This is a genomic window from Enterococcus sp. C65, assembly GCF_040887165.1.
Lineage (GTDB): Bacteria > Bacillota > Bacilli > Lactobacillales > Enterococcaceae > Enterococcus_B > Enterococcus_B hirae.
In genome coordinates, this window is record NZ_JBFOFG010000009.1 from 45884 (window position 1) to 59051 (window position 13168).

Here is a 13168-nt window from a genome sequence, read left to right on the forward strand (position 1 = left end):
ATGAAAGATTTTTATGAAGCGCTACTAACAATTAATGTAAATGCTGATATTGCAGAAGCCTACAAAACAGCTATTGAGTCTGAGAACCATCCTAATGGCTTGAGAGATCATTGGAATGGTAATTATGCCTACGTGGTTATTGGCAATCAAATTGTTAATTATCGAGATAATACTCCAGCTCATAAGAATACCATTAATTTAACGATTCAATTATTATCTCATACATTACCAAATTTAAAAGAAACAGTTAATTGGTATGAAAAGATGGGTTGTATTGTTGTTAGAACTGACTACAAAGAAGGAAAGTCTAGTAATTAGGCTTTTTTATTTTGTCCAAAATGACGTTAAACTAGCGCAATACTGGGCTTGGTTGAATGGTGGGGCGCAACTATTAAAACTCAAAGAAATGCGGGGCGTGAAAACGAATCGTGGGGCGAAAGGAGAATAAGCATGAAACACATATCATTAATACCGATGAACTTGCAATACTTTGCCGAAGGTGACGATCCACAGTTTTCTTTTGAGGATTTCAAAACTTTTGTGGAATCCAATGAAGAAGCTCAAAAATTTCTTCAGTCACAATCTCAAAGTGTTGCTGATAAACAATTGGAAGCTTGGAAACAAAATAACCTAGATAAAATTAAACAGGAAACTATCAAGGAATATGAGGAATCTAAGAAACATAAGTCACCTGAACAAATTCAACTAGAAAAATTACAAGCTGAATTCGAAGCTGAGAAGGCTTTGCGTGTGACAAGTGATAATAAAGCTTTTGTTGCAGAACAAATTGCTGGGCTAGAACTAGATGGAGAATTAAAAGATTCTATTTCTCAATTTATGTTAAATAATCTTGTTAGTTCTGATACAGAATTCACTAAAAAAGCTGTTGAAGGTTTTACTAACGTTTTGGAATCTATTAAAGAAAAACACTCCGAAGAAATTAAAAGTCTTGAAATGCAGACAGCGTTTGGTACGAAAAAACAGAAACAAACAACTAATAATAAACAAGAAAATATTGGTGATCCAATGGGTAAGTTAGGCGAAATGTTACAACAATTTAATTAGGAGAGTGACAAATTATGAAAAAAACATCTTTAAATAATTTAGAGTATTTGGATATTTCACCAGCGATTAATGCTATGCAAATACCAAATACACCTTTTTTAAGCTATTTACTTGGCGTCGGAAAGACCGAACGAGCTGAATCATCGGAAATTAAATGGCGTGAATATGATATTAATAATGATGATTCTTCTGAAAAGCTTGAGGGCGGAGATTATCCAGATGTTGAATCTGGTCGAACTTGGTTTAACAACTATACAGAAATTTTTAGAAAATCAACCTCTGTATCTGGTACGTTAGATGCTATTAATGTGAATGGTGTCGGAAACGAATTAACTAATCAAGTAGCACTACGTGGTATGGAAATGAAAATTGATTTGAACAGAAAATTGATTACTGGTGTAAAAGCTGATGAAAATAGTTCTAAAGGTCGTCGAATGAATGGAATTTTGAATTTGATCAATTCAGCAAATAAGGCAGAAACAGCTACTGCGGGTGCGGTAACAAGAAAAGATATCGATAGTTTATTTAAATTGATGTATGAAAAAGGTTATATGGGAGAAAAACTATGCTTAATTTCTCCAGATATGCAGGAGTTAATGACTGATGAGTTAGATGGAAATTCAACAAAAATTGTTCAGTTCGGGGAAAGAGTAACTTTTGGATTGCAAATTGGAAATATCGTGTCTAATTACGGCACAGGTATTGCTTTACTAGAACCATCATTGCCAAAAGGAACAATTGCCGCAATCGATACTAATTATGTGAAACTACGTCCATTACGTGAATGGAGAGCAGAAGAACTTGCAAAAACAACTGATTCAAGACGTATCGGTCTTGTAGGTGAATATTCTCTTGAATACAACGCTTCAAACTCTGGGGCAATTTTAAATTTAAAGTCTGAATAAATGGGAGTTAGTACTCCCTTTTTTGATAGGAGGAATTACAGTGGTAAAAAAAGATGAAACTAAAAAAGATGAAGTCGTGAAATATAGAGTAGGTAAAACTAAAAATTTTGTTGGGTTTGTTCATCCTAAAACTCGTAGATTTATCACAGCAGATTCAAATAACGAATTTATCATTTCTATAGATGATAAAGAAGCAATTGCAATTTTGGAAGATGCAATTGATGTTAATGAAATTTAGGAAGTGATCTGATGGATGAATCGCTAAAAACGGAAATCATTGAGTCTATAAAAGAAGATTTTCCAGATTTGAGTGAAGAACGCATAACTAATTTATTAGAAATAATTTTGCTAGAAATTGAATCATACAATAGTTGTAAAAATGATGTTTCATGGGAAAAGTTAAAAAGCGTGATTAGTGAAGTGTTGTATCAAATAATAAAAAATGAATCAGAAAAAAAAGTATCTTCAGTTAGACGTGGCGATACGACGATTAGTTATGCGTCAACAGCGAATGCTGTTAGTGAGTTACTTCTAGGATATGGCGATTTGATACGAAGGGTTATTGGTTGTGGAGGATTGGAGTTTTTTTAATGAATGAAGCAGATATTTTAGAAACTACTTACGAAGATAGTTGTATTATCGAAAGACTAATGGACATTGAAGATTCTAATACAAATATTACTATTCAAGATTATAAAAAAGTATGTGATAATCCTATCCCTTGCGCTCTTTCACAAGGTCAAATCGATGGACTAGCAGTCATAGAAGATGGAGAAATGGTAAATGTTTCGACTGACACATATAAATTATTTATTCATCCTAAGATTAAACTCAAAAAAGGAGATCGAATAACAATAACTCAAAAGGCCAGTGGCTTAATTTTTTCTCTATTTGCTACTAAGCCTTTTTACTATCCTAGTCATTGTGAAGTAAATTTGATAGGAAGTGAAAAAAATGGGTGATCTCAAATATGAATCTAATGCAGAAAAGATCATTGAAAATTTTAAAAATATGACTGTAATTGCTCAAAAAGAAGGAATATCTTTTGTAAATGATTCGATGAATAAAGTTGTTAGCCTAGCTAAACCTTTAACTCCTGTAAAATCAGGTGATTTAAGACGTGGTTATCGAGTAGTAAAAGCTAGGAAGCTTTCAACTGGTCGTATTGTTGGAGCAGTTATAAATAATGAACATTACTTTAAGTATGTGGAAGAAGGACACAGGACTAAAAATGGTGGATTTGTAAAAGGACGGTTTATGTTGACCCGTGCAACGAATCTTGCAAATATGTCTTATATTCCTCGAAGATTTAAACAAATGGCAATAAAAATCGTTAAGAAAGGAAAGTAACATGAAAGATAAAATCATTGCTGAAATCAGTAGTAAATTAAAAGAAATATATCCAGATGGGACAATATATCTTGATTCAGTTATGCAGTCAACTAAAGATTTTTACTTTGTATTATCCGTAATGGAATCTGGGACTGAAAATGTAGGGATTGATGTTCAAAATGTTTCTTTCTTAATTGATATTGCATTGATTGATAATAAATCTGATAAAAAATTAGTGAATGAATTAGTCTCACGCTGTGGGGCTTTTTTTAATACGATTACAATTGATAGTCAAACACTATTTCCAGAAAACTATTTACCTGATGAAACAGATGGTGTTCAACACATTCGCTTTACATTAGGATTTCCACAATATATTGAATGGAGTGAAAAATAAATGGGAGAAAAAAGAAGTAAAACTGGAATTATTTCTGTTGAAAAACCTACTTGGTTTCCTTTGAAAGATGAGACAGGAGAACTTCCAGTATATGATACTGCAATGACGATGGGAACAGCAGTTAGTATCAAACCTACAGCTAATTACGAAACAACACAAGACTATGGTGATTCAGTTGTTCAAGATCAATTCACTGCGTTTGGTGGTGCAGAAGTTGAATTAGAAGCAAATGGGTATAGTCATAAAGTTTTAACAGCGATCACTGGAGGAAAACTTGTCAAAGGTGGTGCGTTGCGCTCTGGAGAAGATATTGCCCAAGATGGGGCTTTTGCATATCGGCGTAAAAAGTCGAATGGAAAATATCGTTATACAGTCTTTTATAAAGGGCAGTTTGCTTTAGATTCAGATGAAACTTCAACTATTGAAGGAAGTAAAGTAAGTTTTACTCATCCAACTTGGAAGGGTTCATTTGTAGATGTACCAGGACTTGGATATATGTACTCAGTTGATGAAGATGATGAAGGCGTTGATCAAACAATGATCGAAAACTGGTTTACAAAAGTAGCAATTCCAATTGAAGAAGCAGAACAAGAAGAACTTGCAGGAGGTAAAAAATAATGTCTAAATATCAAACTACAATTAAATTAATGAAAAAAAATGAGGATGGGAAATATAAACAAGTGCAATTCAAATCTGCTGAATTTCTACCAGGTCCAGTTGTAGAAGAAGCGGCAGAAGTGATGGAAGGAATGCAAAATGCTGTAGATGGAAAAACAGTATCAGAAGCATTAAGTCGAGCTTATTCATTTATTGCGGATACTTTGTTTGAAGGGCAATTTACTGGTGAAGATTATCGTCAAGGGATTGATGCTCGAGAAATTGCTCCATTGACAGGCAAGTTATTAAAATCTGTTACCGCAGGCTTTGATGAAACTTATACGGAGACGAAAAAAAAGTAAGCGAAGCTCTCAAGTATCCTTATTTTAAACATTCGATTACTTATCGAGAATTAGATTTAAAGACGCAATTACTCGAAGCAGGTTGGACGTTACCAGAAATTGAACGTACTGACTTTGATGAGTTAATGCGTCTTTTTGCTTTTCGAGATGCAGTAAAAGAGCATGAGGATGTTGAGTACTACGATAACTTCACCCAATTTTAGGAGGTGATACTTTGAATAACGATGACCTAATTCTGAAGATGATATTAGATGAATCAGGTTTTACTGCTGGCATGAATAATGCTGTCAAAAAGCTAGGTTCTTTTGATGGAACTATCGAAAGAACGAGTAGAAAAAGTGGCAGTTCATTAGGTAGTATTTGGAAAATATTTGCTGGTAGCTTTCTAGCCAGTGGAGTGACTAGAATTTTAGGAGCTGGTTTTGATCTAATTAAAGGTTCCATTAGTGGAGCAATTGATCGAGTAGATACGATGAATAATGCTCTACGAAATTTCCAAAATATGGGATTCAGCAATTCAGAAATTATGAAAAATATCGGAAAGAATGGGCTTTTATCTCAAGGTATTCAAGGACTTCCTACCGCTTTGAATGATGCGATAAGTCATGTACAACTTCTTGCTTCTTCTACTGGGGATTTGACTCGTTCGACTCAAATATTTAAAGCATTAAATGATGGGATTCTTGGGTTTGGTGGTTCAACTGATCAAGTAAATGAAGCTGTTATTCAGCTATCTCAAAGTTTCTCAAACGGAAAAGTAGATGCACAAACTTGGAATTCAATGATTAATGCTCAACTTGGTCCTACTCTATCTGCTATCGCTAAAAAGATGGGAATTACAATGGGAGAGCTTAAAGAAGGTTTGTCTCAAGGTAAGATTTCTGTTGAAGAGTTCCAAAATCAATTAATAGAAATGGATACTAAAGGTGGCGGAGGACTTAAATCATTAAATCGAATTGCAAAAGATTCAACTAAAGGGATTAAAACCTCTATCCAGAATGCCAAAACAGCTGTTACTCGTGGTGTTGGCGAAGTAATAGAAGGATTAAATAAAGCCCTTGTGGATGAAGATTTAGGTGGATTTAAAGGAATTATTGATAAAGTAGGTAGTTCCATGGAATCTTTTTTGAAAGTGATGGCTGCGAATATTCCTAGAGCAGTGTCTTTTTTAAGTAATCTTTTTGATGCAGTTCAAAAATTTGGCTCTGCATTGAAATTCATGATGCCATTTCTGGTTCCTGCAACTACTGCTTTTGGCGCATTAATGTTTCAACTTAAAGGAATACCAACAATTATAAAAAGCTTCAATAATTTTAAGAATGCCATAATCGGTGTTGGAAATTCACTAAAGATTATGGGGGCTATAGCCGCCGCAAATCCGTTTGTTTTGATTGTTGGAGCCGTTGTTGGAGCGATTGCTGTATTTGGCTATTTTATGGCAACCAACGAAGAGTTTAGAAACAAAGTTATATCCGTTTGGAATGATGTAAAAGATTCCGTACTTGGTGTATTAAAGAATATAAAAGATTGGGGAATTGATACTTGGAGTTCTGCTAAAGAATTGGCATCAAATGCCGTTGAGAGTGTCAAGAATACTTGGTCTGGAATAAAGGAATGGTTTTCAAATACTTGGCAAGACATTAAAAATGGAGCAACAGGTTTATTTGATAAAACAGTAGAAACATCTATTAATGCAGTTGATAGTGTAAAAAACGCATGGTCAAATACAAAGCAATGGTTTTCTGATATTTGGCAGAGTATAAAAGAATTGGCAACTGAAAAATGGAATGAAATTAAAGGTTCTATTATGGAAGTTGCTGGTCCATTGATTATAGGTTTAAAGAACGCATTCTTACATGTCACTTTTTATTTAGAGACCTTATGGAATAATTTAGTTAAGATTGGTAAAAATGTTTTTGAGATTTTAAAAAATGTTATACTTGCGCCAGTTTTGTTTATTACCTCCATGATTTCTGGTGGATGGGAAGAAACAAAAAACAACATGATTGGTGTATGGAATAATATTAAAGAAAGTGCTCTAAATATTTGGGAGTCTATAAAAAATATTTTTGTTAGTTACGTTACAAATATTTATTTTGCTGCGCTTAATATTTGGACAGGTTTCAAACTTACTTTGATAAATATTTGGAATGAAGTAGTAAGTCAAGCTAAATCAATTTGGATTAATGTAAAATACTTTTTTATTAATCTTTGGATTGACATTAAGTATTTTGCTATTCAAAAATGGATTGAATTAAAATTCGGGATTATTCAAACTTGGATTGATTTAAAATATAATGCTATTACTACTTGGAACAATATTAAACAGTTCTTCAAAGATACTTGGCAGAACATTAAAGATATAGCATACAATACCTGGATTTCTATAAAGAATTCCATGATCAATACTTGGAATAACATCAAGGAATCTTTCTGGAATATTGTTACTGGAATTGTTAACTCCGCTGAAAATGCATGGACTAATCTAAAAAAGGGTGTTTCAAAAGCAATTAATCGGGTGAAAGAAATCTTTGATTCATTAAGGGAAATCAATTTATTCGAAATCGGTAAGAATATCATTGATGGACTTATCAATGGTGTAGTAGAAAAATGGAATGCATTGAAAAAGACTATTAAAGGAATAGCTGGAAGTATCAAAGATTCTATTAAGGGTGCATTAGGTATTCATTCTCCATCTAGATGGATGAGGGATATGGTAGGTAAAAATATTGTTCAAGGTATTATCGTTGGTATTGATAAAGAAAAAAGTAAATTGGATCAGACAATGACTGATTTAGTGAAAACTCCGTCGGTTCAACCAGTTGTTACAGGGTCTAATAGTCAACCAGTGGTTCAAGCTAAACAAAATACATCTTCAAATGCAGTGAATGAAATTCACTTGCATTTAAATGTTTATGGAGATCTACCTGATTCGATGATTAAACAAATCGCCAAGAAGATGAAAACAGAATTGACGAGACAAATGAAACGAGATGCTGATGCAGTAGGAGGGACATTATATGCAACTTAAAAGAGGACAATTTTTTATCAATCAACATTATTCTTCTGAGTTTAACGTATATATTCAAAATAGGCCTGCCTCTGTTTCAGCTAGTCGTGTAATTGAATTGAGAGAACGTGAAGGCAATGACTCAATTATTATCGATAAAGCCTATTACAAAAACGTTACTAGAAAAATTGAATGTTATTACAAAGCACCATCGATTGATTTAGTGCAGGAATGGGAAGATCGAATTACTGAATGGTTAGATATGAACTCTTACAGTGATTTTATTCTTTATTACGATCAACAATATATCTATCAAGCTATAGTAACCGAAGCGCCAGAATTTAAAGGAACAAGAAAAACAGGGAACATAGTTCCATTTGAATTTACAGTTAGTCTTCGACCATTCAAAGAAAATTATAGTGGTCGTTTTGCTATTCAACAGATAAAAGCTTTCGAGTTATTTAATCCAGAGAAGTATGCTTCAAAACCGCTTATTAAATTGAGTGGTTCTGGAGATGCTTCTTTTTATATTAATAATGACAAATATGATTTGAAACTATTAGATAGAGAATTATTTATAGATTCTAAATTAGAAGAGTCTTATCGAAAACTAGATGGTAATTTAGAACATCAAGATCATGTCACTTTATTTTTAGATTTTCCATTTCTATATCCTGGAAAAAATGAAATCAAATGGACGAATAATATACATTCGTTTGAAATAATACCTAGGTGGTGGAGAAAAGTATGATACCAAGAATATATAGTCCTACCGAGACAGATTTTTCTACGAATGGTTTAGGGATTTTGAAGGACACCACTAAATGTGAGATATATGAAGTAGCAAATGGAAAATATGAATTAGAGTTGGAGTATCCATTAGGCACTCGATTTGATGAATATTTTGAAAATGACTATCAAATAAAAGCAAAACCAAATGACCAAGAAGAGTATCATATCTTTTTTATTGATGATAAAGATATCGATACCTTTTTAGATACCGTAACTATTTATGCCCAGAGTCGTACAAATCGGCTTGGAAGACGAGCAGTTACTTTTGCTGAAGTCGACTCTAAAACTGGTCGAGAAGCAATGGCAATTATTGAAAACAATATGGATAAAAAATCAGATATACGCTTATATTCTGATATTACAACTGTATCAAGTACAACTTTTGAAGCAAGAAATGTTTTAAATTGTATTGCTGGCGAACAAGGTTCTTTACTTCAGTATTGGGGCGGAGAAATTAAACGTGAGCCATTTAAGCTATCCTTATTAAAACGAAGAGGCCGTGACAATATTGGAACAATCCGATATGGAAAAGATTTATCTGGATTAAAAGTTAAGTTAGATTGGACAGGCGTGAAAACAAGAATTATTCCTTATGCTGATCCTCAAAGTGATACAGGTACAACTAGCCGAATTTATGGATTGCCAGTAGATAGCGAATATATTAATAATTATCCTGATGTATATACAGAACACGTTCAATTCACAGAAGAACAGGGAGTTAAAGATGTTAATAGTTTAAATAAAATAGCTAAGAATTATTTCAAAACAATTAATCCAGGCTGTGATAAACCGAAGATTTCTATTACCGTTGAGTTCGATAAATTAACGGACACAGAAGAAGGAAAAGAATTCGCTAAGATAAGAAATTATGGGTTATTTGATACGTTTAAAATATATCATCGAAAATATAAACTATATTTTGAATCGAAAGTTAGCGGTGTTCAATATGATTCATTATCTGAAAAGGTTTTGAAATTGGAAGCTGGGGATACTCAAGTTGCTTTTTATCAACAACAAGCTGTAACTATTCAAGATAAATTAAAAGATTATGCTACGAATAATTATATGAGTAGTTTTAATGATTATGTGTCCTCTATGATTGCAGGTCAAGGAAATGCAGGCGGTTATGTAGTTTTATGGCCAAAAGAAAAACCTTCAAATATTTTTATAATGGATAGTCCTGATTTAAACAAGGCAAAAGAAGTATTAAGAATGAACAAAAATGGAATTGCCTTTTCTAAAAATGGTTGGAATGGTCCTTTTAATTCCGCTTGGACATTGGATAGTATATTCAATGCTAATTTTATTCAAACAGGATTAATAAAGGCAGATATCTTTCAAAACTCTTTTAATAAAACTGGAGATGTATTGAAATTAGTTAATGGACTACTTCAAATTTGGAATAACAAAAAGAAAACAATGGAGTTAACCAAAAAAGGAATGGAGTTTTGGAATTCTAATAGTTCAATTGGAACGATTGGAACAACTGATTCTGCTGGTAATCCTTTTCCTGGAGCTTCTACTCCCACACCTATTGAAGATAATTCTTTAGTTATTCGTACAAATGGAGACGGCAAATATATTTTGATTTCTCCTAAAGTTGGTAAAGGATTAGTTTTATTAGGAAATGGTAAAGCAATTTATTTTGGAGACTTAGATGTACAAGGCAAACTCACAGTCAACGGAAAAGAAATCACAGGGAACAACAGTGGAGGAAGTGATCCTGGAACTATTCCTCCTCAATTGACGACGGAAGCTGAAAAAAGAGCATGGAAAATTTGGACAATGTTGAAAGCTCGTGGTTATTCTGAATATGCAGCTGCAGGTATTCTAGGAAATATTCAGGGGGAGGTTGGAGCAAGTATGAACCCTGATACAGAACAACTTGGTGGTCCAGCTTATGGGATTGTTCAATGGGATGGTTCTGCTTATCCGTTAGTCGGATCACCAACTTGGAACGGACGAGAGTATGTTCAGCTTTTGATGAACACCGCAGGGATTCAAGAAGATTATCGAAGTATTGAAGCCCAAGTAAAATTATTAGATTGGTGTATGTTCAACGGTCAATGGCTCGGAAAAGTAAATCCAACCACAGTATCAGGATTTAAATCGATCAATGATGCCAAAAGTGCAGCGTATGCTTTTGAAATGAACTTCGAACGCCCAGCTTCTGCACATCCAGAACGCCAAAATTATGCCCAATCTTGGTATAACAAATTACATGGATTAACTAGTCCAGAACCTGGAGGGAATTTCATTTGTCCAATTCAAAAACCAGTGACAGTTACTTCAGAATGTGGATGGAGAACTAGTCCAATAAATGGCGGCCAAGAATTTCATAATGGAATTGATCTTGTAAATGGAAATCCTAATACACCTGTTTTTGCAGCATTAGATGGGGAAGTTGTTCAGGCTGGTGCTAATTATTATGACTGGTATGGTAATTACGTGGTTATTAAACATAATAATGGGAAGTGGACAGGTTATGCTCATTTGTCTCGTATTGATGTTTCTGTTGGACAAAAAGTCCAGAAAGGTGCTCAAATAGGCTTGATGGGAACAACTGGTCCATCTACAGGAGAACATCTACATTTTCAAATTATGAAAAATTATTGGCCACAGCCAGTTGTTGATTTTGAGAATCCAAGAAATTATATCCAATTTTAAGGTGGTGATTCTATGAGTAAATGGAATGTCGTTTTAAGTACAACAGAACCATATAATTATGTGGGGATGATTCAAGTTCGACAAGGCAATAAGAATACAGAGGTTATGGAAGCGATTATAGTTGAAAATGGTCTTCCCTACGATTTATCAGAATGTAAGGTATATTTTGAATCAGTTGTAGGTGGGAAATATCCAGTCCAATTAGAAACAAAAATTGTGGATGCTAAAAAAGGGAAAATTAACTATATTTTTGATAAATATTCCATGCAGTGTTTACATCGACAAACAGCCAATTTCATTATATTTAAAGGAGAAGACTTGATTGGAACAACTCAAGACTTCTCTTATTTTGTCATTAATGCTGTTTCAAAAACAGAAGGAGAAATGGGTTCTTATTGGCAATCAATCGAAGATTTAATCGCGGATATGACGGACTTTATTAATGAAAATAAAGGCGATTTTACGGACTGGATGAATGAAAGGAAAGAAGAATTTGATCGTTGGAGACAAGAACAGGAACACAGTTTCCAAGATTGGAGAGAAGGACAAGAATCAGACTATTTGGTATGGTTTAAATCAATTAAGGATATTTTAAAGACGATTGATCCTGGTGGAACGATGCTTGCGGAATTAATGGATGCGAGAGTAGATATTCAAGGAAAACGACACAATTCAATTTCTGAACGTTTGCTTGCCGATATGGATTATTTATATCAAAAACTACGAACAAGCTTATTTACTATCGCGTATGCTGAAATTGAAGTAGTGGATATTCTACAAGATGATTTATTTTCTAGGAATCATGAGATAGAAAAAGTAGAAAGTATTGAAAATAATATATCCGAAGGAGCGTTAATTGTAGCCACAATTGATGATAAAGAACAGCGTGTATTTACTCTGGAGGAAGTAGTAATAGATAAGATTTTGACTATTAATCCATATATTGCTGGAAAAACAGATTGGATTACTGGTACATGCAAAGTATTTGATGCAACAAAAATTGGTATTGAAATAAATGGTAAGAAAAAAGATATCGTCCCTTCCAATGAATTAAAAAATGGCACATTTAAATACTACACTGGAAAAACAATTCAATTAGGTGATCAAGTACAAGTCGTACTGTATGACAATATGACTATAGAATTAACAAGAAAATCAGTTGTTGTTCAGGAAGAAGGTGAATCAATTGGTGAAGGTTAAACGTATGATGGAAACAGACGACACAGGAGTTCAACGTCAATTTATGCCAATTACTCATGTTTCTGCAGTTTTAGGATTAGAAAACATTACCTCGGGACAGTCAAAAGTTCTTTCGGTTAACGGTAAATCTGGAGCAGTCATTCTAACGAAGGCTGATTTAGGATTAGAAAATGCGATTACCAAACTACCTTACGCAAGCGAAGATACTGATGGTATTTTAACTGCCGAAATGTTTCAAAAGATTGTAAATGGTGAAAGTGGAACATATCTTTTACCAATTGCTACTGCTGAAAAATTAGGAGGTATAAAAGTTGGTGAACTTTTAGAAGTCACTGAAGAAGGTATTCTGTCTGCAACTAAGCAAACAGATTTTAATTTTACTAAAGAGTTGAAACAGAAGCTAGAGTCTTTGAAAATTTTGAAAGCAGGAGCCAATATTTCGATTACAGAAGATGGCACTATTAGTACAACAAACGATAATGAAATAACTTCTTGTTCTCAAATTAAGAAAGTTTATTCAAACAGCATCGACTTTGGAGACTATGATTATAGTGGAAACCCAAATCTATTAAGTACTATAACTAGTGATTATTTTACAACAAAAGATAATGTAACAATTGTCAACGAAAATAGAGGTGTAAAATTGACATTCAGAAATTCTGGTTTTGGTGCTGAAACAGGTAATGTTGTGCAAATTAAACCCAAAACAACCTATACGCTTTCTGCTAAGGTAACAGTGAATGAGGATTTTTTAGGAGACTTATCAAAAATTCGACTAACTTATAGAAAATTTCCCGGGGGCAATATTCTACTGGGAACGAACTTATCTGCTATGTTAGCG

At 33.5% G+C, this 13168-nt stretch carries 14 protein-coding genes and 2 pseudogenes; all 16 read left to right on the forward strand.

Annotation, left to right across the window (positions count from 1 at the left end; translation table 11 throughout):
- Window positions 1-318, forward strand: coding sequence for a hypothetical protein (locus AB3I12_RS10805; protein WP_063627285.1), 318 nt, complete (start codon window positions 1-3; stop codon window positions 316-318).
- A 132-nt stretch (window positions 319-450) separates the two neighbouring features.
- On the forward strand, window positions 451-1065 hold the full coding sequence (locus tag AB3I12_RS10810) for a DUF4355 domain-containing protein (protein WP_063627284.1): 615 nt from the start codon (window positions 451-453) through the stop codon (window positions 1063-1065).
- Between the two features lie 14 nt (window positions 1066-1079).
- A complete protein-coding gene (locus AB3I12_RS10815) occupies window positions 1080-1970 on the forward strand; it encodes a DUF5309 family protein (RefSeq protein ID WP_063627283.1) in 891 nt (296 codons plus the stop codon).
- A 22-nt stretch (window positions 1971-1992) separates the two neighbouring features.
- Complete coding sequence (locus AB3I12_RS10820; protein ID WP_002311614.1) at window positions 1993-2208, forward strand: hypothetical protein; 216 nt, start codon at window positions 1993-1995, stop codon at window positions 2206-2208.
- Between the two features lie 11 nt (window positions 2209-2219).
- Window positions 2220-2561 carry a hypothetical protein gene (locus AB3I12_RS10825; RefSeq protein ID WP_002304501.1) on the forward strand — a complete coding sequence of 114 codons (342 nt, stop codon included), beginning with the start codon at window positions 2220-2222 and terminating at the stop codon, window positions 2559-2561.
- A complete protein-coding gene (locus AB3I12_RS10830) occupies window positions 2561-2932 on the forward strand; it encodes a hypothetical protein (RefSeq protein ID WP_063627282.1) in 372 nt (123 codons plus the stop codon). Before AB3I12_RS10825 ends, AB3I12_RS10830 begins: the two co-directional genes overlap by 1 nt.
- Complete coding sequence (locus AB3I12_RS10835; protein WP_034698433.1) at window positions 2925-3320, forward strand: HK97 gp10 family phage protein; 396 nt, start codon at window positions 2925-2927, stop codon at window positions 3318-3320. The genes AB3I12_RS10830 and AB3I12_RS10835 overlap by 8 nt, the downstream gene beginning before the upstream one ends.
- Window position 3321: 1 nt before the next feature.
- Complete coding sequence (locus AB3I12_RS10840) at window positions 3322-3699, forward strand: DUF6838 family protein (RefSeq protein WP_010752291.1); 378 nt, start codon at window positions 3322-3324, stop codon at window positions 3697-3699.
- Window positions 3700-4317, forward strand: coding sequence for a major tail protein (locus tag AB3I12_RS10845; RefSeq protein WP_063627281.1), 618 nt, complete (start codon window positions 3700-3702; stop codon window positions 4315-4317).
- Window positions 4317-4658, forward strand: a complete 342-nt coding sequence (locus AB3I12_RS10850; protein ID WP_063627280.1) for a hypothetical protein — start codon at window positions 4317-4319, stop codon at window positions 4656-4658. Before AB3I12_RS10845 ends, AB3I12_RS10850 begins: the two co-directional genes overlap by 1 nt.
- A gap of 241 nt (window positions 4659-4899) precedes the next feature.
- The gene (locus AB3I12_RS10855) at window positions 4900-7689 is read left to right on the forward strand and encodes a tape measure protein (protein ID WP_063627714.1); all 2790 of its coding nucleotides are present in this window, start codon (window positions 4900-4902) and stop codon (window positions 7687-7689) included.
- Window positions 7679-8419 (forward strand): tail protein, encoded by a 741-nt coding sequence (locus tag AB3I12_RS10860; protein ID WP_034867692.1) that lies wholly within the window; start codon window positions 7679-7681, stop codon window positions 8417-8419. The genes AB3I12_RS10855 and AB3I12_RS10860 overlap by 11 nt, the downstream gene beginning before the upstream one ends.
- Window positions 8416-11127, forward strand: a complete 2712-nt coding sequence (locus tag AB3I12_RS10865) for a phage tail spike protein (RefSeq protein ID WP_063627279.1) — start codon at window positions 8416-8418, stop codon at window positions 11125-11127. Before AB3I12_RS10860 ends, AB3I12_RS10865 begins: the two co-directional genes overlap by 4 nt.
- Window positions 11128-11139: 12 nt before the next feature.
- A pseudogene (locus tag AB3I12_RS10870) lies at window positions 11140-12042 on the forward strand (phage baseplate upper protein); the annotation flags it as partial.
- Between the two features lie 9 nt (window positions 12043-12051).
- A complete protein-coding gene (locus AB3I12_RS10875; RefSeq protein ID WP_306453878.1) occupies window positions 12052-12327 on the forward strand; it encodes an immunoglobulin-like domain-containing protein in 276 nt (91 codons plus the stop codon).
- Window positions 12314-12799: pseudogene (locus tag AB3I12_RS10880) on the forward strand (hypothetical protein); the annotation flags it as partial. The gene AB3I12_RS10875 and the pseudogene AB3I12_RS10880, both read left to right, overlap by 14 nt.
- Window positions 12800-13168: the final 369 nt, after the last annotated feature.